Below are 22,953 nucleotides of genomic sequence, written 5' to 3'. Positions count from 1 at the left end.
TATCATCTGGGGATGGCGATGACACTTCGACTGACCGAGAAGGACGAGCAGGCCCTGTCGGACCTCGCGACCAGCCGGGGCACAAGTCGACAGGCGGCCGTCATCCAGGCGATCCATGAGGCCCGCGACCGCGACCTCCACCGGCAGCGCGTTCGGAGCGCAGCCCGAGACGCGACGACCCGCTACGCCGACCTTCTGGACCGCCTGGGCTCGTGACGGAGCACCTCACTCTCGACGATCTCGTCGACCTCGCCGAAACCCTGCACACCTGGTGTCGACCCGCACCTGACACGGCGCCGTAACCGGTCGTCCCGGCCCCGCTCATCCCAGCAGCGGCTCGATCGCCTGCGCCACCCCGTGCTCGTCATTCGTCCCGGTGACCCGGTCGGCGACGGCGAGGACGCTCGGATCCGCGTTCGCGACCGCCCATCCGACACCGGCCCAGCGCAGCATGGGGATGTCGTTGGGCATATCCCCGAAGGCCCAGACCTTGCGCGCGTCGATGCCCCGGTCCGACGCCCACTGCGCGAGAGCCCACGCCTTCGTCACCTGCGGTGGCCCGATCTCCGCCAGGGCGTCGCCGCAGGAGACCGACAGCCGGGCGCGCTGCCCGATGACCTCTTCCACTGCGGCGCGGAAACGCTCGGCCTCCATGCCGGGCGCCTGGGCGAGGAGCTTCCCCACCGGGCTCGACACATGGTTGAGGGGTCCGATGCTCTCCGGGTCCTGGTCGACGACGCCGGGGACGCCCCCATCGGGGAAGGCATCCTCCCGGTGGAATCCGTCAGCGCACTCCGCCCCGAAGGTGATGCCGGGGATGCGGGCGCGCAGGTCGGCGATCAGCGTGGACACGGCCCGCGGGTCCAGTCCGTGCGTCTGGAGCATCCGCCGCTGCGCCACGTCGTAGACGAACGCGCCGTTGGCGCACAGCACGATGCCATGGTCACCGACGATCGGCGCCAGCGCCTCCACCCAGCGCGGCGGCCGGGCGGTGACGATCACGGTCTGGATACCCGCGTCCTCCAGGGCCGACCAGCTGCGGGCGGTGCGCTCGCTGACGGCGCCGCGCGCATCCAACAGCGTGCCATCGAGGTCGGAGGCGACGAGGCGGGGACGCGGGGCCATGCGCCGATGGTAGGCCGCGCGCTAGGTGTTCTTCCCCGACACGTTGTGAACGGCTGAGGTAGGCGAAGACCTCCGGGAACGATGTGGGTAACCACACTCACAGTTCGTTCCACGGAGGTCTTCGTGATTCACGCTAACGCGCCTTTGACCCCGGAGGGGCGTCGCCGACTCGCTTCCCTGATCGTCGATGACGGCTGGACCGTCAGGCGGGCCGCGGAACGGTTCCAGGTCTCGCCGGCGACCGCGTCGCGGTGGGCCCGGCGATACCGGGCAGGACAGCCGCTGACCGACCGGCCGTCACGCCCACATCGCTCGCCGTCACGCTTGTCGGCGCGGCGGGAACATCGGATCGTGTCGTTGCGGTTCACCCGGCGGTGGGGACCGCACCGCATCGGCTACCACCTCGGGATCCCGCGCTCCACGGTCGGGCGGGTCCTCGCCCGGTACCGGATGCCGCTGCTGCACCACGTTGACCAGGCCACCGGGCTTCCGGTCCGCAAGACCGCGCCGGTCCGCTACGAGAAGCAGAGGGCCCTGACCCCGGAGGGTGGACGCGCCGAACCCAGCACTGGCTGGAGGAAGCGAGAAGATCTACACCATGCCCAGGAAGAACTACACCGATGAGTTCCGGCGTGAGGCGGTCGAGCTGTACGAGCACACCCCGGGCGCCACGTTGAGGGGGGTCGCTGCCGATCTCGGCGTCTCCCGCGGCACGCTGGCGACCTGGCGGCGCGAGCAGGGGTACACCGGCCCCAGGACCGAAGCCTCCGACCCGCACAGCGACGCGCCCGAGGGTGAGTCCCCACAGGCCCGGATCGCCCGCCTGGAGGCCCAGGTACGTCGCCTGGAGGACGACAAGCGGATGCTGGCGACCGAGCGCGACATCCTGCGCAAGGCAGCCAAGTATTTCGCCGGGGAGACGAACTGGTGAGCCGCTTCCAGTTCGTCGCCGACCACCGAGACACCTACGAGGTGAAGCGGCTGTGCCGGGTGCTGGAGATCAACCGGTCCTCGTTCTACGCCTGGGTCGAGGCTGCCCCTGCCCGGGAGCAGCGGGCCGTCGACGACCAGGTGCTCGCCGACCGGATCCGGGCGGTGCAGAAGGACGACCCGGCCTACGGGGCACCACGGGTGACTGCCGAGCTCAACGACGGCGTCGACCCCGATGAGCGGGTGAACCACAAACGGGTGGCCCGGGTCATGCGCGAGCATCACCTGCCCGGGCTGCGGCTGCGTCGCCGGGTGCGGACCACGATCCCGGCCCCTGCCGACCAGGACGTCCCGGACCTGATCAAGCGGGACTTCACCGCCGAGGCAACGAACCGCAAGTACGTCGGCGACATCACCTACCTGCCGATCGCCACCGGCGGGTTCCTCTACCTGGCCACCGTCATCGACTGCTGCTCCCGGGCACTGGTCGGGTGGGCCATCGCCGACCACATGCGCACCAGCCTGGTCACCGACGCCCTCGACATGGCCGCCGCAGCCCGCGGGTCCCTGGCCGGGGCGATCTTTCACAGCGACCACGGAGCCCAGTACGTCTCCAAGGACTTCGCCGCTGCTGCCGCCAGACACGGACTCAGGCTCTCCCGGGGCGCGGTCGGCTCGAGCGCTGACAACGCCCTGGCCGAGAGCCTGAACGCGAGCTGCAAACGCGAGCTCCTCGCCGGCGCGCACGCCTTCCCCGGCGCCGTCACCTGCCGGCGCCGCATCTTCTGGTGGGCCAACCGGTACAACACCCGCCGACGCCACTCAGCCTGCGGTTACCAAGCCCCATTCACCTACGAAGCCTCCCTGGCCGCTACCCTGGCCATCCCTGCGTAACCACCACCCCCGTGTCCACCACCAGGGGTCAAGGCCCGTATCGGGCCGCATCTGCGTTGGGGATCGTGTGGAGGTGATCAGCCATCCCGCCGCGCTGAACGTACTGCCCTGCCTGATAGCGAAACGTACTTCGGCGAGACGCCGTGCCCAGCGACCGGCCCGAGTGGGCGATTTCAGCGACGGGTACGGACTATCTGCTCGATCGCGTCCGCTGCAGAGTCGGTATCGAAGGGGCGAGTTCGCCCTCGCCACCGGACTGAGCGCGAAGGCGCTGCGCTTCTACGACGAGCGCGGCCTCCTCGCCCCCGCCGACGTCGACGCCCACTCCGGCTACCGCCGCTACGCACCCGGCCAGATCCGGACGGCCGCGCAGATCCGCGTCCTGCGGGCGGCCGGCCTCACGGTCGACGACGTCCGGTCCGTCCTCGCGGACCCCGCCTCCCTGCCGGCGCGGCTCGAGGCGCACGCGGCCGAGCTGCGGCGCCGCCGCGACCTCGAGGACCGCGCGCTCGCGCTCGCGGCCGCCGGTGTCTACGCGGCCCCGGATCCCGACGACGACGGCCGCCCCGCCCGTCCCGGCCCCGTGGCGGAGCGCACGGTCGGGCCGACACCGTGGGCCGGCGTCGTGCAGCGGGTGGCCCTGGACGAGGCCGGTGAGGAGTCGACCACCGAGCGCGCGAACGCCGCCTTCGCGACGCTGTTCCAGGCACTCGCGGAGGCGGGGTCGGCACCCGCCGGGCCGCCGTGGACGGCGCTGCGCCCGGTGCCGGGCGCCGCCGACGTCGTGGAGACCGTCCTGGCCGTCCCGCTGAGCGGCCCGGCTCCCACGGGCCTCAGGGTCGACGGACACGAGGTGGTGACCGGGACGCTGCCGCGCCGCGTGGAGCGGTACGTGGACGTGCGGGCCGACGCGGGCGACGTCGACCTCCTCGACGACGCCCCCGGCGGCGCGCTGCCCCATCCGGATCTGCTTGGGCTCATGGACGCGTTCGACGCGGAGGACGCCGGCGCCGCGCCGGAGATCCGCCAGATCCTCGCGGACCCGGAGGCCGGGCACGTCGAGCTGGCGGTGACGGTGCAGGAGGAGGCGGAAGCGGGGCAGGGGTGAGCCGGTGCGGGGGCGGCACGGCGTGTCTGGCCGGCCGACCCTGCCGGTCCCGCGCCGACCCCCGGGGGCTCAGAGGTGCCCGGGGTGGCCCGAATGTGATGGAGTGCACGGATCCTGTCCGCGACCTGGGAAGAATCCATGGAGCAGTTCGTCACCGCCGCCAACTCGATCATGTGGAGCCTGCCCATGGTCGTCGGGCTCCTCGCCCTGGGCCTGTACTTCACGATCCGCATGGCGGCTCCCCAGGTGCGGCTGCTCACGGACATGGTGGGCCAGCTGGCCAGGGGAGGATCGTCGTCGGCGGGGATCAGCTCGTTCCAGTCGTTCGCCATGGCCCTGGGCGGGCGCATCGGCGTCGGCAACATCGCGGGCGTCGCGGCCGCGATCTACCTGGGCGGCCCGGGCGCACTGTTCTGGATGTGGGTGACGGCGATCCTCGGCGCCCCCGTGGCCCTCGTGGAGAGCTCGCTCGCACAGCTCTACAAGCACAAGGTCCGCGGCGAGTACCGCGGCGGGCCCGCGTACTACATCCTCGAGGGGCTCGGCCGGAACTGGCGGTGGCTGGCGGTCGCCTACGCCGCGGCCACCGTGTTCGCCACGGTCTTCACCGGCCCGCAGATCCAGGCCAACGCCGTCACCGCCGCCACGACCGAGGCATGGGGTTGGGATCCGCTGTGGGTGGGTCTCGGGATGGCCGTGCTGTTCTGCGTGATCGTGTTCGGCGGCATGCACCGCCTCGGCCGCACGGTGGGCCTCGTGGTCCCGTTCATGGCCGGCGCGTACATCCTGGTGGGGCTGCTCGTCGTCGGGCTGATGTGGCAGCAGGTCCCCGCGATGTTCGGCCTGATCTTCTCCAGCGCGCTGGCCCTGGACTCGGTCTACGGCGGCATCCTCGGCGCCGCCGTCGCGTGGGGCGTGCGCCGTGCCGTGTACTCCACCGAGATCGGCACCGGTTCGGGCGCCCAAGCCTCGGCGGCCGCCCACGTCTCCCACCCCGTGAAGCAGGGCCTGGCCCAGGCGTTCTCCGCCTACGTGGACACCCTGTTCGTCTGCACCATGACCGGCCTGATGATCCTCGCCACGAACAGCTTCAACGTGCTGGGCCCGGACGGGGAGAGTCTGCTCGCGGAGCACGTGCCCGGCGTCGAGGAGGGCCCGGCGTGGGTCCAGATCGCCATCGACGAGGCACTGCCCGCCTTCGGCCCGTCCTTCGTGGCGATCGCCGTCTTCCTCTTCTCCTTCACCACCCTGCTCTCCTTCGCGTTCTACGCGGAGACGAACGTCGCCTACCTCATCCCGAACAAGACGGCGCAGCGCGCGGTCATCGCGATCGCCCGGCTGCTGCTGGCCGGCTCCATGGTGTTCGGGTCCGTGCAGAGCTCGGCCCTCGTGTGGGCGTTCGCCGACTTCGGCGTCGGCCTCTACACGTGGGTGAACATCGTGGCGCTCATCCTGCTGAGCCCCGTGGCCATCCGGCTGCTCAAGGACTACGACCGCCAGCGCCGTGCCGGCCAGGACCCCGTGCTGGACCCGGCGGCGATCGGCGTCCGGAACGCCCGCCTGTGGGAGCAGATCCACGCGGCGTACCAGCAGACCGGCGACCTCGACCGCGCCATGGAGCACGTCGCCGACACCGCCCCGGACACCCGCGCGATCACCGTGGTCCCGCGCCGGGAGGGCTGAGGCCCGACGACGCAGCCCGGGGCGCCGGACGCCGCGACGACGTCGGGCCACGGGCCAGGGCTGTCCGCGCGGCCCGCCATGCCGTCCACGCCGACATCCCGCGCGAGGGGATCGACGGGCAGGCCGGCCTGCGCGGCCCCGGGGACAACCTGCCCGGCTGGGACGCCGAGCGGTGGGCCGCGCACGTGCGGCGGCTCGAGGGGATCGCCCGGGGCGCGGGCCCGGTGTGCTAGCGTCCGCGGTGATGACTCCCCGCTCGCTCGCCGGCCTGGCCCTCACGGTCGCCGCCCTGACGTCCGCCTTCATGCTGATGGCGCCGACGGCGCCGGGGCTGTTCGTCGGTGTGCTCACGGTGGGGACCTTCGGGTTCGGCCCGTTCTACGGGGAGCCCTCGCGGCAACTCGTGGACCGGCCGTGGCGGCGCGACCGGCGCACCCGCGCGCTCGCTCGCCGGGTCCGCGTGGACTGGCTCTCCCGGCAGCTCGGCGCCGCCGGCTGGAACGCGGCCATCCGCCGCCGCATCACCGGCCGCGACGACCTGCGGCGCATCCGCACGGTCGCCGTGGGAGCGCTCGTCAGCCATGCCGCCTCGGCGGGCCTGCACGTGGCCGCCGGGGCCGCGCTCGCCGTCGTCGGCCACCCGGTCTGGGGCGTGATCGCCCTCGCGTTGGGCGCCCTCGTCCACGCGTGGCCGGCGCTGCTGCAGGTCTCCGTCCTCGGTCGCATCGACGAATTGCAGGCCCAGATCCGGGGCCGCCAGCTCCTCTGGTGAATCCACGCCCGGCGCCCCGGCAGAATGGCCTGATGGCATCCCAGCAGCCCCCCGCTTTCGGCCCCGTCCTCCACCACCGCGCCCACGGCATGGCCCCCGGCGACGCCATCTCCCCGCCGCTGGTGCACGCCTCCGCGTTCCACCTGCCCGGGTCCGGTCCCGACGGCGCCCCCGTCGCCCCCGGTGCGGACGTCGCCTTCCAGTACGCCCGCTGGGGCACGCCCACCTGGGCCGCGCTCGAGGCCGCCCTCGGCGTGCTCGAGGACGCGGACGTCGCCGTCGTCCCCTCCGGCATGGCGGCCATCGCCGCCGCCCTGCTGCCCGTGCTCCGCCCCGGTGACCGCGCCCTGCTGCCCTCGGACGGCTACGGCGCCACCCGCGCCCTCGCCGCCGAGCACCTCGTGCCCACCGGCGTCCACGTGGACTTCGTGTCCACGCCGGGCCTCGCGGACGCCGACCTCTCCGCCTACGACCTCGTGTTCGTCGAGACCCCCTCCAACCCCGGGCTGCGCGTCGCGGACCTGGCCGACGTCGCCGCCCGCGCCCACGCGAACGGGCGGCGGGACGGGAAGGGGGCGCTCGTCGTCGTGGACAACACCTCCCTGACCCCGCTGGGACAGCGGCCGCTGGACCTGGGGGCGGACGTCGTCGTCGCCTCGGACACGAAGGCCGTCAACGGGCACACCGACGCCCTCGGCGGGCACGTCGCGTCCCGCGACCCCGAGCTGATGGCGCGGGTGCGCGGCTGGCGCACCCTGGCCGGCGGGATCCTCGGCACCCACGAGGCCTGGCTGATCCATCGCGGTCTGGAGACCCTCGAGGTCCGCTTCGCCCGCATGTGCGCGTCGGCGCTCGCGGTCGCCGAGCTCGCGGCCGGGCACCCGGCCGTGCGCGCGGTGGCCTACCCGGGGCTGCCGGACCACCCGGACGCGGAGATCGTCGCGCGCCAGATGACGGCGGCGGGCGGCGTCGTCGGGCTGGAGTTCGCGGACGCGGCCGCGGCGGAGCGGTTCATCGGGGCGGCCGCGTACGTGGTGGCGCAGACGAGCTTCGGCGGCACCCACACCGCGGCGGAGCGCCGCGCCCGCTGGGGCGACGACGTCCCGGCCGGCTTCGTGCGCCTGTCCGTGGGCGTCGAGCCGACGGCGGAGCTGCTCGCCGACCTGGCCCGGGCCATGGACGCCGCGGCCGAACCCGCCTGAGCCCGGCCCTGCCCGGTTGAGCCGGGCCCGGCTACGCTCGCGAACCAGTCCCCGCCGCCCCACCCCAGGAGACCCGCCCCCATGCAGCTCGACCTGATCGTGGAGAACGCCCGCCTCATCACCGGCGACCCCGCCCGCCCGTCGGCCTCGCGGCTGGGGGTGTGGCGGGGCGTCGTCGTCGGGGTGGACGAGGAGCTGGACGGCCTCGCAGCACGCGAACGCCTCGACGTGCGGGGGCGCACCGTCCTCGCCGGGTTCAACGACGCCCACGCGCACAGCGTCTGGTTCGGCCAGTCCCGGCTGGACGTGGACCTCGAGGGTGCGCGTACCGCGGAGGAGGTCCGCCGCCGGGTCCGCGCCCGCGCCGCCGAGCTCGACCCCGGCGCCTGGGTGACGTGCACCGGCTTCGACCCCGGCCACCTCACCGGCCCCCAGCCCGACCGGGACAGCCTCGACGCCGCCGCCTCCGGGCGCCCCGTGCTCATCCGCCACAACACGGGCCACGCCGTCACGGTGTCCGGGGCGGTGCTGGTCCTGGCCGGCGTGGGGGAGCAGGTGCTGCAGCAGCCCGAGGGCGGGCGGATCCTCACAGACGCCGCCGGCCGGCCCACCGGTCTGTTGGAGGAGACCGCCATGAGCCTGGTGACCCGGCTGCTGCAGCCGGAGTCCCACGAGCACATCGGCGCGTGCCTGGCACGGGCCTCGCAGGAGTACGCGGCCGAGGGCATCACCTCGGTGACCGATGCGGGGGTGGCCGGCGGGTGGATCGGGCACAGCCCGCTCGAGTTCGGCGCGTATCAGCGCGCCCGGGACGCGGGGCTGCTGCGCACCCGCTTCCAGACGATGGTCACCCTGGACGCGCTGCACTCGGTGGACGGCCATCCCGACGACGGCACGCACCTCACCCTCGACGCCGGCGTGCGCACGGGGGTGGGCGATGAGTGGCTGCAGATCGGGCCGGCGAAGGTGTTCACAGACGGGTCGATGCTCGGACAGACCGCCGCGATGACCGAGGACTACTGCGGCCACGGCCACGGCCGCGGCTACCTGCAGCAGGACGCGGGGGAGATGCGCCGGGCGTGCCTCGGTGCGGCGGCCGCCGGCTGGGCGCTGGCCCTGCACGCGATCGGCGACGCCGCCCTCGACTTCGCCCTCGACGTGATCGCCGAGGCGCGGGGCCGGTTCGGGCGCCCCGTGATGCCGCACCGCGTGGAGCACGGTGGGGTGGTCCGCGACGACCAGGTGGCCCGCATGGCCGAGCTGGAAGTCGTGATGGCCACCCAGCCGAACTTCATCAGCGCGTTCGGCGGGTCGGTGCGGGAGCGGATCGGGCCGGAGCGGGCCGCGCTCTCGTACCCGGCCGGCCGGCTGCTGCGCGCGGGCCTGGTGCTGCCCGGCAGCTCGGACCGTCCCGTGGCCGGCGGCCGCCCGCTGGAGGTCATCCAGGACTTCGTGCTGCGCCGCACCGAGACCGGCGAGCAGTACGGCCCGGACGCGGAGCGGCTCACGGTGGCCGAGGCCTTGCACGCCTATACGGTCGGCTCCGCGGAGGCGACCGGCTGGGGCGGCCGCAAGGGACGGCTCGTCGCAGGCCAGCTCGCGGACTTCACGGTGCTCAGCGAGGACCCGCGCGCGGTGCCGAGCGACCAGATCGCGGCGATCGACGTCGTCGCCACCGCCGTGGGCGGGGAGTTCGTGCACGGCGGGCTGTGACGCCCGGCCCCGGCACCCCCCGGGGACCCCGGCGGTCAGCCGTGGCTCTGCCGGGGGGCTGCTCCCTACGCTCGGAGGACGGCGCGCAGACCGCGCGTCGCCCCGAGACCATGAGGAGCACCCCGTGGCGCACGACGACGCGAACACCACCACCACCGACCAGCTCACCCTGCAGGACCCCACGAAGCGCTACCCCGTGATCAGCCCGCCGGAGGAGACGCTGCCCGGCACCGGCCTGGACGCGGAGATGACGCCGAAGGCCGACCTGGGTGAGAAGTCCTACCGCGGCACCGGCCGTCTCGAGGGCCGCAAGGCACTCATCACCGGCGGCGACTCCGGCATCGGCGCGGCCACCGCGATCGCGTTCGCGCGCGAGGGCGCCGACGTCGTGATCACCTACCTGCCCGAGGAGGAGAAGGACGCCCAGCACGTCCTCGAGGTCCTGCAGGCGGAGGGGCGCACCGCCGTCGGGATCCCCGGCGACCTCCGCGACAAGGCGTTCTGCGCCGATCTCGTCGCCCAGGCGGTCGAGAAGCTCGGCGGGCTGGACGTGCTGGTGAACAACGGCGGCAAGCAGGTGGCGCAGGACTCGATCGAGGACATCGACAACGAGCAGCTCGAGGCCACCTTCGACATCAACATCCTGGCCCAGTTCCGCCTGGTCAAGGCCGCCCTGCCGCACCTGAAGCCGGGCTCCACGATCATCAACACCACCTCCGTTGTCGCCTACATGGCCCCGGAGCAGCTGGTGGACTACTCCGCCACGAAGGCCGCCATCAACACCTTCACGAAGGCCCTGGGCCAGCAGCTGGCCCCGAAGGGCATCCGCGTGAACGCCGTGGCGCCCGGCCCGATCTGGACCCCGCTGCAGCCCTCCGGCGGCCAGAAGCCGGAGGCCCTGCCGGAGTTCGGCCAGTCCACCCCGCTGGGCCGCGCCGGGCAGCCCACCGAGCTCGCCCCGGCGTACGTGTTCCTGGCCTCGCCGGAGTCCTCCTATGTGGTGGGTGCGACCATCCCGGTCACCGGCGGCATGCCGACGCCGTGACCGGAGCCGGGCGTTCCTGTCCCTGGGCGGTCACACCACCAGGGACAGGAACGCGCCGAGCGCGAAGCCGACCACGGTGAGCAGCCCGGCCTTCTCCCCGCCCTTCTCTCGGGCCTCGGGGATCATCGTGTCGATCAGCATGACCAGCAGGGCGCCGGCCGCGAAGCCCTGGATGCCGCCAGTCAGGGCGGGGGAGGCGACGTCGGCGATCAGCCCGCCGCCCCACGTCGCCAGGGCGCAGAGCACCGCCACGAGCGACCACTGGATCAGCAGGTGGCGACGCGTCTTGCCGCCGTCGAGGGAGTCGGCCGTGGCGGCGATGGACTCGGGCAGGTTGGACATGAAGATCGCCACGAGCAGCGCGAGAGACACGCCCTCGCCCGCGGCCAGCCCGATGCCCAGCACGATCTGCTCCGGGATGCCGTCCAGCAGCGCGCCCACGGTCAGCGCGGCGCCCGAGGACGAGCCGCCGGACCTCGCGGCGGAGCGCTCCACCGCACGGTCGCCGAGGAAGTAGGCGGCCGCGCCGAGCGTCAGCCCGATGCCGACGGCGGTGGGCCCGGCCGCCTGCACGCCCGCCTCCGCGAGCTCGAAGGACACGGACGCGATCAGGGCGCCGGCGCCGAAGGCGAGCACGAGACCGATCGTGCCCATGTGCCAGCGGCGCAGGGTCGCCAGGACGGCGCCCACGAGCAGGGAGGACGCGGCGACTGCGCCCCACATCAGGGTCATCACGGCAGCCAGGCTACGCGCTGACCGGGGACGACGCCGGACCGGACTCGCGGCAACGTGCCTGCCTAGGGCATGTCTGACAATCGTTTTGACTATGCGAGCACAGCATTCAGGACCACAGCGGCCCTGTAGATGATCGCGTACTTGTCATACCGGGTCGCCAGACCCCGCCACTGCTTCAGGTGAGCGTACTGACGCTCGATGACGTTGCGGCCCTTGTAGGCGTCCGCGTCGAGGCTGACGGGGCGCCCGCCTCGGGCACCGCGCCGTCTGCGGTGGCCCTGCTGGTCGGCCGGTTCGGGGATGACCGCTTTGATCCCGCGGGCGCGTAGGTGGGTGCGGATCGCCCGGGAGGAGTACGCCTTATCGCCCAGCACGGCCTCGGGGCGGGTCCGGGGCCGCCCTACTGGCCGGGTCACGCGCAGCTGCTCCAGAAGAGGAAGCAGCATCGGGGAGTCCCCTGCCTGGCCGGGGGTGATCAGGCTGACCAGCGGCAGCCCGGTCCCATCGACGAGCTGATGGATCTTCGTGCTCAGCCCGCCACGGGAGCGCCCGATGCCGTGATCGGCCGGCTCCTCACGCGGATTCTTGTAGTTCGATCCATCCCCCTGTGTGGCGGGTGATGTTCGTCGCGTGCTGGTGGGCGCGGGCGATCGTGGAGTCCACCGAGACCGACCAATCGATCAGGCCTTCGGCGTCAGCGGCGGCGGTCAGCGTGGCCAGCACCGTGTCCCAGGTGCCTTTCTCGGCCAAGCGCCGATGCCAGGTCCACACGGTCTGCCAGGGCCCGTAGACCTCGGGCAGATCCCTCCAAGCGATTCCGCACCGGTACCGGTAGATGATCGCCTCCACCATGGTGCGGGCGTCGGCGAACGGCCTGCCGGCGCGGCCGGTCCGGGTCGGGAGCATCGGGGCGATCAACTCCCATTGGGCGTCGGAGAGCATCTGGAACCGGGACATGTCCCCAGGGTCTCAGCTGACTCGTGCATCTATTCTCAGACACGCCCTAGGCGACAACGGAAGCATGTCGATTGTCCACATCCTCGCATCGCACCCCCATCAGTGGAGCCACGCGACGGGCTATCTCCCGTCAGACCCCGCCCAGACGCGTGGCGTCGACGGCGGTAATCACCGCCGCGAACACCGCGAGGTTGCCGCGGAACGTCGACCCCTCCGGATCCGGGACCTCCTCCTGCTCAGCACCCGCCGCCGGGTCCTGTCGCAGCAGCCCGCATCGCGACAGGTGCATCAGGTCGGCCTGGACCCTCCACATCTGCCACATCTGACCGCTGCCTGCCGGAAAGCCCGCCGTGCGTGCGGAATGCTCTCCACGGTCGTGGCTGGCCAGGTCGGCCAGGATGCTGTTCGCGTCGGGGAGGGTCAGCCCGTCGGGGCTGGCGGCGAACAGAAGGGCCGCGAAGGTGTCCGGTCCGCCGCGGAAACCACCCTCGTCCGGATCGTTCTGCACAAGGGTGATCAACAGCACCAGCATCACCGCGCGCGCGAAGGTCGTGAACGCCTCCGGGTCCTCCGACGCCGGGACGTACGGCGCATGGTCGTGCTGCTCGGGGTAGGCCCGGGTGCTGGTCAGCGTGACCCACCCACCCGCGATCAGGGCGCTCCACGGGCCTGCGATCTCGTCGACCTGCCACATGGAGGTGACCGCGAAGGGGCCGGTGTCGATCTCCCACTCCTCGACGAGGGTGCGTACGTCGGCCAGGCGCAGCGCTCCCGTCGAAGTCACCTGACGCCCCTTGCCCAGGAACTCCAGCAGGCGCGCCGCCCGCTGCACCAGCCTCACGTCACCGTGCGCTGCCGTGAGCTCCTCCATGTCGTCCTCGGCCCTCTCCAGCGCGAGCAGGGGCTCCTCCAGAGTGGAGTTGTCGGGCAGGAACCAGGGCAACCCGGGCTCCTTGTCGGGGACGTCGGCAGGATCGGGGCCGCCGCCGAAAACACTGCCCGAGCCCGTCCAGTGCGAAGCCTCGAAGGGCATCGACGGGTTCGCCAGGCGCCCGGTGTCGGAGATCTCGTGGCGCTCGGTGTTGGTCAGCGCGGTGTTGTACCACTGCATGTAGGCGTCGAACAGCTCGGGCGTGCTCAGGTCGACCCCCAGCGTGCTCGCGTGGACGAGGATGTTGCCGGTGAAGGAGCGGGCAGTGGGGTCATCGGCGGCTTCCAGGGCCGAGAACTCGAGCCCCTCCAGCACGCTGCGGGCCCGATCCACGTCGATGCCGTCGGGATGCCAGCGCTGGTGCTCGTCGAGGAACGCGAAGAACTGGCCCAGGGCAGGCACCTGCGCCATGACCATCTCGCGCGGCTGGATCACCTTGCGTGGAACCACCTCGGTCAGCAGGACCTCTATCAGTTCTTCGGTCCAGTAGGTCGGGTCCGCACTGTCGAGCTGCTCGGCCTTCAGCCTCAGCAGCAGCTCCACATGTGCGGCCTCCTCGTCGGCCTGATCCGTGGAGACCGCCTCACGGCGCCAGAGAACGAACTGGGCCAGCAGCGCATGCAGATCTCGCTCCATCCGCCTGTCGGATCGCTCGAACGCGTGGGACGGGCCGCGCTGCGGGCAAGAGCGCTGGGTGCCGCGGCGGTGCTTCTTCTTCGGCATCTGACCATCGTGCCGCATGCGGACATCAGCGAAAAGGCTATGCGCCCCATGGGCTGGTCAGGGACCGCTCCGGCTGGCTGCGGCGTGATCGCGTTCGGTCTGGCCGGCGTTCAGTGCCCCGCGTGGCCCACGCCGTGCCGGTGGCGTCGTGGTCTCGCCGGCGTCTTGGGGCTGACCCGGTCTTGAGGCGGCAGGCTCATTGCTCGCCACCGGAGCACAGGTCAGTCGAGCCCTGGAATGGTCGGCGCCAGGGGCGCAGGCGCGGGCGTGCTTCCATCCGCCCCATGCAAGTGGAGCTTCGCTCCTGTAGTCCGCATCACCGTGAAGACATCGACATACTCGACTCCCATCGCGGCACAGGCGTCCGGGATCTTCACCCGCTTGCGTGCGTTCGGACTGGGCAGTTCGTTGGTGACGACGGTGTCGCCATGCCCGGCGGCATGGGCGATGAGGAGGAAATCAGCTTGGTCACTCGAGAACGCGTTCAACGCATCCTGCCGATAGTCCTGCCTCGCTGCCCACGTGCTGAGCGGAGCGAAGTTCTGGACGGTTCGCTGATCGACCGGTAGGAAGAAGCCCGGGTGATCCCGCGCCCAGTCCGCGAGCTCGTCATCACCGCTAAGGAGCTCATCGCGAACGGCATCAATACTGATCAGCTCTCCTGCCTGGTGGCCCTGTTCGAGCCAGGTCCAGAACCCTGGCGCGATGTCGAACGCGTAGTACCTGTTCTTCGCTTCGATCAGGATGCTCGCGTCAACGAGGTACATCAGCTGACCCCGACCCGCTCAGCGAGTTGCTCGAAGGTGCTGTGCTTCTTCACGCCGAGCAGCTTGAACGCGTCCCGGTAACTCGTCCTGCCCTCGCGTGCGCTGGCGATCACGGCTCGAGCGAACTGTCTGCTGAGCCGTCGCGGCTGGACGTTGTAGAAGCTTCCGCCGTCTGTCTTCTGCTCCTTCGCTTCGGCAAGAAGTGCGAGAACACGCGCCTTCTCCTCCTCATATCGCTCGTAGTACAGCTCCTTCGTGATGAGGCTGAGGTCGGCAAGTCGACGCAGCACGACGAGAGTGCTCACGGTGAATCGCTGAGCGAGGGCATCCAGTCCTTCTGCGGATTGGTCACCGATGTACTCGGCACGGACGGTCTCGCCCGGCATCAGCACCTCTGCGGCGACGGCGTTGCACCATTGCTCGTCCGGAGGCGCACTCGTCGCACCGGGCACGGCATCGGAGAGTGCGCTTCCTCCTAGCCACACATGGGCGAACTCGTGAACGAGCGTGAAGATCTGCGCGGCCTTGCTATCCGCGCCGTTGACGAAGACCAGGGGAGCCAGGTCGTCAGCCAAGGTGAAGCCGCGGAACTCTTCAGGCTGCAGCACGCGGCGGGTGTTCGATCCGACCACGCCGCTGACCATCACGAGGGTTCCACTGTCCTCGATGCGGTCGGACAGGAGGCTGAAGGCGCTGCCCCAGTTCGGAGCGAGTGGTCCTGCATCAGGACTGATGCCGAGGACGTCCCACATCCTCTGCGCGATGATCGCGGGCTCATCCATCGTCGTCGCGGATCCGACATACGGCACCGGGTCCAGGCTGTTCTCGAGTAGGTAGTCCCGGAACCAGTCCTGGCGCAACTGGCACAGGTAGATCGTGTCGAGGAGGTCAGCGGATGGCCTACTGATCGCCGCGTCGCGCAGCGTGCGCATGTCGGGCACCGGGAGTGGTTCCTCCGGTGGGGCTGGAAGGAAAAGCTGCCCGAACGGCGCATGCGTGGCTTGTGCGAACTTCTCGAGCTGCTTCACGGTGGGCCTGCGGGTTCCGGCCCTCCACTCGGCGAGGTGCGGGAACCTTCGCTCCGCCGTCTCCTCGTCCCAGCCTGCACGCCCCACGGCCCAGTCCAGCAAGGTGGGAGCGACATCCACGTGGACACTCACGGCACGCCCTCCTCATCCGGTTCCGTCGCAGTTGTCGCGACCCACATGCTAGACGCGGGGCACGAAAGGTGACCCTGAGCCGAGGCAGAGCCCACGGCGCCCGCAGAATGGTCCGTCAAGCCGTCGTTGGCCGCGTCCGGGGCTCAGAGCGTTGCAGGCATTTCTGCCTCGAGCGCGGCCCCAGTCAGCGCCCCTGCAGCGCTTCGCGTGTCGCACTCCAGACGCGAAGCACATAGTCGCGACCCGGCTCGCCCGGTCTTACCTCGATCTCTCGTTCGACGCCGTCTTCGCGGATCCACACCGTGCATCGTTCCCACGGCGCACCGTCCGGCGGGCCTATGAACAGATGGATGGAGCGTGCGTCCTTGTCGTTCCCCGCGGCGAGGACGGCTCCGATCCGTTCGTTGCCGGCGCCCTCGTTGAAGCCAGTGGTACCGCGTCCAGGTGCCCCACCGCGGTACGGATTCTTGAGTGCCTGCGCCTGGAAGATCGATCCCAGGAGGAAGAGCGCCTCCTGCGCACCCGGGCTCAGAAGCTCTCCGGCCCGTCTCCCGCTCAGGCGATCAGGGAACTCCATCGTCCCGCTCCTGACCCCCCGGTCGAGTTCCTTCAGAGCTGCGGCTCTCTCCTGCGCGGGAGCACTGACCTGAGTTGGACCTCTCGGGCCTGGTTTGAGAGATTTCAGTAGCGTTTCTGCTGGTCGTGGGGTTTCCAGGGTGGCTGGATGGGTCACTAATTGGGGGTAGGGTCGGGGGTTGTGAGCCCGTTTTTGAGGAAGGTGACCACGGCGTCTGGCGCGACTGCCGTGCAGGTGGTCGTTAAGGAGGGTCGGCGGAACAAGATCCTTGAGCACCTCGGGTCCGCGCATACCGAGGCTGAGCTCGCTGTTTTGATGAGGGCCGGCCGGGACAAGCTCAATGCTGGTCAGGAGACTCTCGACCTCGGCTTGGAGCAGGATCCCCAGGCAGCTGTGGTGCGGTCCATGCGGTCGCGCTTGCTGCTGGACGTGCTCCAGGCGACCTGGAGAGGGCTTGGTTTCGATGCGCTCGAGGACGAGGCGTTCTTCCAGCTCGTCGCCGCGCGTTTGATCTTCCCGACCTCGATGCTCGACTCCGCTCGCGTGCTGAGCGAGGTGGGGATCGATCCGGTGCATCGTTCAACGATGAAGCGCTGCCTGACCCGGATCCAGCAGTGCAAGTACCGCGACCAGATAGCGAAGAACTGCTTTGAACATGCCTCGACCAGCGGCGATATCTCTCTGGTGCTCTATGACGTCACCACGCTCTACTTCGAGGCCGAGCACGAGGACGAACTGCGGAAGGTCGGCTACTCGAAGGAGCGCCGAGTGGATCCGCAGATCGTGGTCGGGCTGCTGGTGGATCGGGGCGGGTTCCCGCTCGAGATCGGCTGCTTCGAGGGCAACAAGGCCGAGACCACGACGATCGTGCCGATCATCCAGCAGTTCCAGGCCCGCCACGGCCTAGCGGACATGGTCGTCGTCGCTGACGCCGGGATGCTCTCCACCGCGAACCTGACCGCCCTTAACGAAGCGGGACTGCGGTTCATCGTCGGGTCGCGGCAGGTCAAAGCCCCTGGTGACCTTGCACATCACTTCCACTGGAACGGTGACGCGTTCACCGACGGGCAGCTGATCGACACCATCACCCCACGTCACGGCAACACGAAAACCGACACGAAGCAGCACCGCTGGGAGCCGGTCTGGGACCCGACGGAGCATCCCGGGCACTGGCGGGCGGTCTGGGCGTTCTCGAAGAAACGCGCCATCCGGGATGGGCACACGCTGACCGCGCAGGAGAACCGAGCCCGCGCTGTGATCGACGGGGACGTGACCGTGAAGTCGACGCGGTTCGTGAAGACCACAGCGGCCGGTCGCAGCCTCGACGAAGCCTCCCTCAAGCGGGCACGGAGCCTCGTGGGGCTGAAGGGCTACGTCACCAACATCCCCGCGACGGTGATGTCCGCGGCGGAGGTGCTCTCCAGCTATCACGACCTGTGGCAGGTCGAGCAGTCCTTCCGGATGAGCAAGACGGACCTACAGGCCAGGCCCATGTTTCATCGGCAGCGGGACGCGATCGAAGCTCACCTCACGATCGTGTTCACCGCCCTGGCAATGGCCCGTCTCCTGCAGGCCCAGACGGGGTTCAGCATCCGCAAGATCATCCGGACCCTACGGCCGTTGCAGGACGTGACCATCACCCTGGCCGGCCAGGACATCACGGCCAAGGCCGAGCTCACCGACGATGCCCGCACCATCCTCAAGGCCCTCAAGATGACTTGACGCATGGGTCACTAACCTCGATGTTTCATGGGGCTGGTGAGCGGGGACGGTCGGCGTCGTTGCCGGTGTTGAGCTGCTGATTGTGGCATTCGGGTATGACAGATCGTCGCAGTGTCCGTTGCGGGCGGTCGGGTTCCACTCCCGAGAGGTTGATGCTGGTCGGTGGGGCGGGTGGTCTCGCCGGGTTAGGTCTGTGCGACGGTGGTGCGGAGCCGGTTGACGCCGGTCAGGACCCTCACGGCTTCGGGTGCATGTTCGGCGAGGTGGAGGACCTTGTGCCGGGCGCGGCGCACGAGGGTCGCGGGGATCTCGAACAGCCGTGCGCGGAGCCGTTTGGGCTCCCACTTCCGTGCATCATGGCCGGTCAGCGCGATGGTCTGCATCCAGGCGACGAGCTCGCTGGCGAGCTGGACGATCTGGCACCAGACCTGGTTCTGCGCGAAGCCCTGCAACGGGAACTTCTCAAGGCCCATGTCCTTGGCGTTACGGATCCGGTCCTCGCAGCGTGCACGGCGACGGTGCCGCAGCTCCAAGACCGGGAGCTGGCCGCGCGGGGAGTTGGTCGCGAACGCGGTGATGCGCATCCCCTCGTGATCGGTGATCCGCAGCTGCGCCCCAGGATGAGGACGTTCCTTCCGCACGATCACCCGCATCCCGGCAGGCCACCCGGACAGGTCCAGCAGTCCGGTCAGCTCCGCCACCCACGCCCCCTCGCGGATCCCGTCGGTATCGGTGTCATAGGCGGGAGTCCACGCCTGCGCCTCATCGATACGTTCCAGCAGGTCAGGGGTGTTCGCGGGGAGGGTGAACCCGACTGAGTAGGCCAGACGCTGCCGCTGGAGCCAGGCCAGGAAGTCCTTGGTGCCGCCGGCTCCGTCGGTGCGGATCAGGATCTTCTTCGACCCCCGCCCGCCCCGGGCCAGCAGGCCCGCAGGCAGCTGCGCGAGGGCCTGCCGGGTGACGGTGATGTGATCAGCGGCGGTGTTCGAGCCGGCGTTGCCGGGGCGCAGGTGGATCGCCAGTGGTTCCCCGGTCCCTTCGCTGCCGTGGTCCAGGAACGCGCACAGAGGGTGGTATCCGAAGCCGCGTTTGAACGTCGGTGCGGCCTGCTCCTTCTCACTGTGGACGTTGATCAGGGTGGCATCGAGGTCGACGACCAGCGGGTTCTTCGCACTGACCCCCGCAGCCGGGGAATGCGCTCCGGCGAGGGTCCAGGCTCTTTCCCGCGCGGCCCGGCGGGCCTGGGAGATCGCCTCGATCACGGTGGGCGCGTCCTGGGCGAGGGTGGTGAGCGTGCGGGAGATCGTGGGGGTCGAGGCGACGTCTCCGAACAGGTCCGGTTCGCATCGCAGCAGATCAGTATCCGAAGCGTGCTCGCCGCCGATTGCGAGAGTGAGTGCGAGGTCCAGCAGGACCTTCGCCGCGTGGTGCTCGGCCAGCGGTTTCGTCCAAGGAGCCAGTGCTTCCCGCAGCGAAGAGGCGAGGCCGGTGGCGTGGATCGTGTCGGTCAGCAGCACCGCGCCGGCGTGTGAGACCGCGGGGACCTCAGCGATGTCCACGCGCGGGCGGGGGTAGAAGAACAAGGTAGGGTGGGACACCTGAAAGGTGCTCCTTCCAGCGGATGGGTACGGGTCTCAACACCTCGTATCATCCCAGGCCAGGAGCACCTTTCGCCATTCATTCCGCCGGTCGAGACCACACCCCCGTGAAATCTCGAGGCTAAAGAGGTCCAACTCAGGTCCCGCTCCTGACCCCCCGGTCGAGTTCCTTCAGAGCTGCGGCTCTCTCCTGCGCGGGAGCACTGAGCCTCCCGTCCCGGAACACGCCGATCTTGGCCGAGGTCAGGTAGCTCCCAGGTTCGCTCGGCCCTCTCACACCTACCAGGAGCGGCTCAGCACTCCCTACGAGGTCGAACTCGAGTCCCACGCTGTCGCTCTTCGTGTCGCTCATCCCCATCTGCAGCCAGGGCACTGCATTGCCGCCGTGCAGCGAAAAGCGAAGCTGACCGGACTTACCGCCCTTGAGCATTGCCGCAACACCCTGAGCACTGAGGAAGGCATCCCGGATCTCACCGGATACCGCAGGGTCCAGGAGAACGCTCGCGTCTGGAAGCAGCTCGAGATCACCCGTTCCGACCGACTCGGTGTACTCCTTCAGCGCTCGCCACAGGACTGCTTCGGGCCGATCTGGGGCGACCTCGATCATCTCCTGCACCAGCTCTGACCAGGTGCGGAACTCAATCGCGACAGACGGGAACTCCTTTCGGAGCGTCTCGGCTTCTGCCTTACCTGCGGACAGTGGGTTTCGCATCGGATGCAGAACGAGGAGCGTCGTCTCCCGCCCCATGTTCGACAGATACTTGCAGTAGTTGTGGAGCTGGCCCACCCCGAGGGGAGCATCGATCTTGTCCTCGATGAGCAGGACCGACGTCCATTCGGTCTCGTCATATCTGTCATCCACGACGTGGTCGAACCTGCGACCGGAGGCTGGGTCCTTCCACTCCGAGTACAGCTCGGGGTAGTGCTCTATACGGATCTCCAGCATGCGGAGGAGGCGATCGAGCTCGCCTTCGATTCGAAGGATGTGGTCAAGTAAGTACTGAGCCACAGCCTCGTGACGCGCGTGATTCCTGTGGAGCGAATCATCACCGCTCCCCAGCTTGCTGGTCACCATCGATTTCTCGACTGCGGCGGTGAACAACCTTGCGATGCGTACGGCTTCGTCATGCTGAGTCATGGGGGCTCCCTTGCTACCGCTGGATGGCTCACGGACGTTCGTGCCTCTTCGCCGGAGGTGACCGTGATAGCGCCACAGTATACCGGGGGGTACGACAAACCAGGCGGCTCCATCCGATTCCTGGTCAAGTTGACGTCGGTCATCGGCACCGCGACGAGCCACGGTGAGCAGCTGGCTTCGATTCCGCCCCCGCTCCCTCCCTTGACGGGCGAAAATGTCGCCCTCGCGCTCAACAACCGTAGACCCGACCTCGTTACAACAGGCTCCAGAGAGCTCCTCGCCACCAGTGCATGCAAGGACGAATTCCCGTGTCCTGTTCAGCCAGAAGAATCTGCGCGAACTGCAACCGGTGTGGCTTCTTCCCGATCCTGCCGGGCGGCGTAGTTGGACCCGGGTACTATGCGTGCGCCGGTCAGTCGGAGAGCAGGCCCTTCAGGACTGCCGCATGGCTGTGGTCCACGTCCTTGGTGGCGGTCAGAAGGGTGAGCCGCTTGCCCGTGACGCTCCCGCGGAGCGCATCCAGCGCGGCCCCGCCCTCTTCGCTGTCCAGCTCTTCGCGATACCGCTCGGCGAACTCCTCGAACTTCTCAGGATCGTGCCCGTACCACTTCCGAAGCTCGTCCGACGGGGCGACGTCCTTGTTCCAGTCATCCAGTTGGGCATCCTCCTTGCTGATGCCGCGCGGCCAGATACGATCGACCAGCACCCGCGTCCCATCGTTCTGAGCCGCGTCGTCCTGGATGCGCTTCACGATGATGTTCATCGCCCCTTTATACCGCTGCACCGTCGCTCTCAGCCCGGGGGCACCGGCCGGCCGTGCCGACGATCGGAGCCGACGACCCAGCCGCCAATAGGAGCCGACGGCCCAGCCGGCGGGATCACCCCAGCGGCATCGTCGGGCAACTCTCGCAAGGCCCCGTGTGCCCGACGTCGCCAGCACGACGACCCATAAGGTCTTGCACTTACAAGTGCAAGCGGCGTACTGTGGTGGTCCAAGCACGACCTGGCGCCGGGACTCGGCGCCACGAAGGGACCGATCATGGCAGCGACCGCACTGGCCATTGACCGAATCACGATCAACGACCACATCATCCACGAAGCTCGAGAGGCACCTCTCTCCAGGACGTCCACTCTCGTGCTGCGCTCTGCAGACGGCCAGGACACCCCCCTCCCCGAGGAGCTGCAGCAGGTTCTGCTTCGCGCTCTCGCATCGATCGCAGAGAGCGGAGAGGTGACCATCGGAAGGATGCCCCCGGAACTCACCAGCACCGTGGCCGCAGATCTGCTCGGGGTCTCCCGCCCCACCCTCATGAAATGGGCCCACGACGGAACGATCGACTCGTTCAAGGTTGGAAGCCACACCCGCTTCCGACGAGATGACGTGCTCCACCTGCGCACGGTGCGTGCGCAGCAGCGTGCCGCTGCACACAACGCTCTGCGGGCCTTCGACGAGGAGCACGAGAGCCTCTTCGACGACTGATCGCAGACCTCGGATGGGTGGTGTCCAAAGGACACAAGGACACCACCCTTCCGGTGGTCCCCATGCATATACTTCTGGCATGGTGCAGAGAGTGTTCGTGGATGCCAACATCTTCGTCAGCCGGACGATCATGGACTGGCTGTTCCACCTCCGCCGCGCCAACGAAGGCATGTTCCAGCTTCACTCAACGAACGATGTTTTCGCCGAAGCACTCGCCGCCACGAGGGACCGAAACCCGCGAGCACCCGGGAGCCTCCTAGAAGATCGGATGAACAAGATCCGCGAATGCGTGGACGAGGTGGTGCCAACCTTCCCCGGCAACCTTTCCTTCACGGGGTCTGATGAAGGTGACTATCACGTTCACGCGGCAGCCATTGCTTCTCGGGCAGACATTATTCTCACGCAGAACAAGCCCCGAGACATCACACAGAATCCGGATGACGAGCCCTACGAGGTCTATTCCGCCGACGACTTCTTCATACTCGTCGTCCAGTCCAACCCTCGTTGCCTGGTTTCCTGCACGAAGAATCAACTTGCGTACTGGGCCCCCGAGGCGAAGGGCAGCTCGACGATCAGCTCATCAAGGCTGACTGCCCAGCATTCGCTGAAGAGGTCCGCCGAGCGCTCCAGAAGCTGGCAATGGCACCGTGACGGCCCCGTGGGCTGACCCCGTTTCGTAGGTCCAGTCGTTAT

21 protein-coding genes and 1 pseudogene are annotated in these 22,953 nt (G+C 69.4%); 12 read left to right on the top strand and 10 right to left on the bottom strand.

What is annotated here, in order from left to right:
• Nucleotides 1-18: 18 nt before the first annotated feature.
• A complete protein-coding gene (locus JSY14_RS08315) occupies nucleotides 19-216 on the top strand; it encodes a CopG family transcriptional regulator (RefSeq protein WP_259558285.1) in 198 nt (65 codons plus the stop codon).
• Nucleotides 217-321: 105 nt separating this feature from the next.
• Here JSY14_RS08315 and JSY14_RS08310 read toward each other — a convergent pair whose 3' ends face one another.
• Nucleotides 322-1,125, bottom strand: coding sequence for an HAD family hydrolase (locus JSY14_RS08310; protein WP_259558284.1), 804 nt, complete (start codon nucleotides 1,123-1,125; stop codon nucleotides 322-324).
• Between the two features lie 123 nt (nucleotides 1,126-1,248).
• Between JSY14_RS08310 and JSY14_RS08305 the strand changes: the two are divergent.
• The 8 genes and pseudogenes from JSY14_RS08305 to JSY14_RS08270 all read left to right on the top strand — a co-directional run.
• Nucleotides 1,249-1,746 (top strand): annotated as a pseudogene (locus JSY14_RS08305) (helix-turn-helix domain-containing protein); the annotation flags it as partial.
• Nucleotides 1,724-2,949 (top strand): IS3 family transposase gene (locus JSY14_RS08300; RefSeq protein WP_259558283.1). Its coding sequence is split into 2 segments (ribosomal slippage): nucleotides 1,724-2,036 and nucleotides 2,036-2,949, totalling 1,227 coding nucleotides; the frame shifts between segments, so codons are not numbered across the junction. The pseudogene JSY14_RS08305 and the gene JSY14_RS08300, both read left to right, overlap by 23 nt.
• Nucleotides 2,950-3,112: 163 nt before the next feature.
• A complete protein-coding gene (locus JSY14_RS08295) occupies nucleotides 3,113-4,057 on the top strand; it encodes a MerR family transcriptional regulator (RefSeq protein ID WP_259558282.1) in 945 nt (314 codons plus the stop codon).
• Nucleotides 4,058-4,195: 138 nt separating this feature from the next.
• Nucleotides 4,196-5,740 (top strand): alanine/glycine:cation symporter family protein, encoded by a 1,545-nt coding sequence (locus JSY14_RS08290; RefSeq protein WP_259558281.1) that lies wholly within the window; start codon nucleotides 4,196-4,198, stop codon nucleotides 5,738-5,740.
• Nucleotides 5,741-5,984: 244 nt separating this feature from the next.
• Nucleotides 5,985-6,512: a hypothetical protein gene (locus JSY14_RS08285; protein WP_259558280.1), complete on the top strand. Its 528-nt coding sequence runs from the start codon at nucleotides 5,985-5,987 to the stop codon at nucleotides 6,510-6,512.
• 32 nt (nucleotides 6,513-6,544) lie between these two features.
• Nucleotides 6,545-7,714: a cystathionine gamma-lyase gene (locus JSY14_RS08280; RefSeq protein ID WP_259558279.1), complete on the top strand. Its 1,170-nt coding sequence runs from the start codon at nucleotides 6,545-6,547 to the stop codon at nucleotides 7,712-7,714.
• A gap of 81 nt (nucleotides 7,715-7,795) precedes the next feature.
• Complete coding sequence (locus JSY14_RS08275) at nucleotides 7,796-9,427, top strand: amidohydrolase (protein WP_259558278.1); 1,632 nt, start codon at nucleotides 7,796-7,798, stop codon at nucleotides 9,425-9,427.
• Between the two features lie 124 nt (nucleotides 9,428-9,551).
• Nucleotides 9,552-10,472 (top strand): SDR family oxidoreductase, encoded by a 921-nt coding sequence (locus JSY14_RS08270; RefSeq protein WP_259558277.1) that lies wholly within the window; start codon nucleotides 9,552-9,554, stop codon nucleotides 10,470-10,472.
• 30 nt (nucleotides 10,473-10,502) lie between these two features.
• Here the strand turns inward: JSY14_RS08270 and JSY14_RS08265 are convergent, their stop codons facing one another.
• The 6 genes from JSY14_RS08265 to JSY14_RS08240 form a co-directional block, all read right to left on the bottom strand.
• The gene (locus tag JSY14_RS08265; RefSeq protein ID WP_259559634.1) at nucleotides 10,503-11,204 is read right to left on the bottom strand and encodes a ZIP family metal transporter; all 702 of its coding nucleotides are present in this window, start codon (nucleotides 11,202-11,204) and stop codon (nucleotides 10,503-10,505) included.
• 92 nt (nucleotides 11,205-11,296) lie between these two features.
• A protein-coding gene (locus tag JSY14_RS08260) for an IS5 family transposase (protein WP_259558276.1) occupies nucleotides 11,297-12,164 on the bottom strand; the annotation gives its coding sequence in 2 pieces (ribosomal slippage) (nucleotides 11,297-11,806 and nucleotides 11,808-12,164; 867 coding nt in all).
• A gap of 130 nt (nucleotides 12,165-12,294) precedes the next feature.
• Complete coding sequence (locus tag JSY14_RS08255) at nucleotides 12,295-13,818, bottom strand: hypothetical protein (protein ID WP_259558275.1); 1,524 nt, start codon at nucleotides 13,816-13,818, stop codon at nucleotides 12,295-12,297.
• A 221-nt stretch (nucleotides 13,819-14,039) separates the two neighbouring features.
• Nucleotides 14,040-14,585 (bottom strand): DUF4411 family protein, encoded by a 546-nt coding sequence (locus tag JSY14_RS08250; RefSeq protein ID WP_259558274.1) that lies wholly within the window; start codon nucleotides 14,583-14,585, stop codon nucleotides 14,040-14,042.
• Nucleotides 14,585-15,745 carry an ImmA/IrrE family metallo-endopeptidase gene (locus JSY14_RS08245; RefSeq protein ID WP_259558273.1) on the bottom strand — a complete coding sequence of 387 codons (1,161 nt, stop codon included), beginning with the start codon at nucleotides 15,743-15,745 and terminating at the stop codon, nucleotides 14,585-14,587. The genes JSY14_RS08250 and JSY14_RS08245 overlap by 1 nt, the downstream gene beginning before the upstream one ends.
• 184 nt (nucleotides 15,746-15,929) lie before the next feature.
• Nucleotides 15,930-16,322: a hypothetical protein gene (locus tag JSY14_RS08240; protein ID WP_259558272.1), complete on the bottom strand. Its 393-nt coding sequence runs from the start codon at nucleotides 16,320-16,322 to the stop codon at nucleotides 15,930-15,932.
• A gap of 180 nt (nucleotides 16,323-16,502) precedes the next feature.
• Between JSY14_RS08240 and JSY14_RS08235 the strand changes: the two genes are divergently transcribed.
• A complete protein-coding gene (locus JSY14_RS08235; RefSeq protein ID WP_259558153.1) occupies nucleotides 16,503-18,044 on the top strand; it encodes an IS1634 family transposase in 1,542 nt (513 codons plus the stop codon).
• Nucleotides 18,045-18,229: 185 nt separating this feature from the next.
• On the opposite strand, the gene JSY14_RS08230 is transcribed toward JSY14_RS08235, so the two are convergent.
• From JSY14_RS08230 to JSY14_RS08220, 3 genes are all read right to left on the bottom strand, one after another.
• The gene (locus JSY14_RS08230; RefSeq protein WP_432803606.1) at nucleotides 18,230-19,642 is read right to left on the bottom strand and encodes an IS1380 family transposase; all 1,413 of its coding nucleotides are present in this window, start codon (nucleotides 19,640-19,642) and stop codon (nucleotides 18,230-18,232) included.
• A 136-nt stretch (nucleotides 19,643-19,778) separates the two neighbouring features.
• Nucleotides 19,779-20,780 carry a PD-(D/E)XK nuclease family protein gene (locus JSY14_RS08225; protein ID WP_259558271.1) on the bottom strand — a complete coding sequence of 334 codons (1,002 nt, stop codon included), beginning with the start codon at nucleotides 20,778-20,780 and terminating at the stop codon, nucleotides 19,779-19,781.
• A gap of 412 nt (nucleotides 20,781-21,192) precedes the next feature.
• The gene (locus tag JSY14_RS08220; RefSeq protein ID WP_259558270.1) at nucleotides 21,193-21,543 is read right to left on the bottom strand and encodes a DUF488 domain-containing protein; all 351 of its coding nucleotides are present in this window, start codon (nucleotides 21,541-21,543) and stop codon (nucleotides 21,193-21,195) included.
• A 276-nt stretch (nucleotides 21,544-21,819) separates the two neighbouring features.
• Between JSY14_RS08220 and JSY14_RS08215 the strand changes: the two genes are divergently transcribed.
• Both JSY14_RS08215 and JSY14_RS08210 read left to right on the top strand, forming a co-directional pair.
• The gene (locus tag JSY14_RS08215; RefSeq protein WP_259558268.1) at nucleotides 21,820-22,260 is read left to right on the top strand and encodes a helix-turn-helix domain-containing protein; all 441 of its coding nucleotides are present in this window, start codon (nucleotides 21,820-21,822) and stop codon (nucleotides 22,258-22,260) included.
• A gap of 79 nt (nucleotides 22,261-22,339) precedes the next feature.
• Nucleotides 22,340-22,927: a PIN domain-containing protein gene (locus tag JSY14_RS08210; RefSeq protein WP_259558267.1), complete on the top strand. Its 588-nt coding sequence runs from the start codon at nucleotides 22,340-22,342 to the stop codon at nucleotides 22,925-22,927.
• Nucleotides 22,928-22,953 lie beyond the last annotated feature (26 nt).

Origin of the sequence: Brachybacterium sillae (assembly GCF_025028335.1) — a bacterium.
GTDB classification, from domain to species: Bacteria; Actinomycetota; Actinomycetes; order Actinomycetales; family Dermabacteraceae; genus Brachybacterium; species Brachybacterium sillae.
Note: the sequence above shows the minus strand (reverse complement) of the source record. Positions and strands in the feature narration are given on the sequence as shown.

Coding starts and splice junctions, on each gene's coding strand:
- JSY14_RS08315 (WP_259558285.1), top strand. CDS start 19: ATGACACTTCGACTGACCGAGAAGGACGAGCAGGCCCTGTCGGACCTC.
- JSY14_RS08310 (WP_259558284.1), bottom strand. CDS start 1,125: ATGGCCCCGCGTCCCCGCCTCGTCGCCTCCGACCTCGATGGCACGCTG.
- JSY14_RS08290 (WP_259558281.1), top strand. CDS start 4,196: ATGGAGCAGTTCGTCACCGCCGCCAACTCGATCATGTGGAGCCTGCCC.
- JSY14_RS08285 (WP_259558280.1), top strand. CDS start 5,985: ATGACTCCCCGCTCGCTCGCCGGCCTGGCCCTCACGGTCGCCGCCCTG.
- JSY14_RS08280 (WP_259558279.1), top strand. CDS start 6,545: ATGGCATCCCAGCAGCCCCCCGCTTTCGGCCCCGTCCTCCACCACCGC.
- JSY14_RS08275 (WP_259558278.1), top strand. CDS start 7,796: ATGCAGCTCGACCTGATCGTGGAGAACGCCCGCCTCATCACCGGCGAC.
- JSY14_RS08265 (WP_259559634.1), bottom strand. CDS start 11,204: ATGACCCTGATGTGGGGCGCAGTCGCCGCGTCCTCCCTGCTCGTGGGC.
- JSY14_RS08255 (WP_259558275.1), bottom strand. CDS start 13,818: ATGCCGAAGAAGAAGCACCGCCGCGGCACCCAGCGCTCTTGCCCGCAG.
- JSY14_RS08250 (WP_259558274.1), bottom strand. CDS start 14,585: ATGTACCTCGTTGACGCGAGCATCCTGATCGAAGCGAAGAACAGGTAC.
- JSY14_RS08240 (WP_259558272.1), bottom strand. CDS start 16,322: ATGGAGTTCCCTGATCGCCTGAGCGGGAGACGGGCCGGAGAGCTTCTG.
- JSY14_RS08225 (WP_259558271.1), bottom strand. CDS start 20,780: ATGACTCAGCATGACGAAGCCGTACGCATCGCAAGGTTGTTCACCGCC.
- JSY14_RS08220 (WP_259558270.1), bottom strand. CDS start 21,543: ATGAACATCATCGTGAAGCGCATCCAGGACGACGCGGCTCAGAACGAT.
- JSY14_RS08215 (WP_259558268.1), top strand. CDS start 21,820: ATGGCAGCGACCGCACTGGCCATTGACCGAATCACGATCAACGACCAC.
- JSY14_RS08210 (WP_259558267.1), top strand. CDS start 22,340: ATGGTGCAGAGAGTGTTCGTGGATGCCAACATCTTCGTCAGCCGGACG.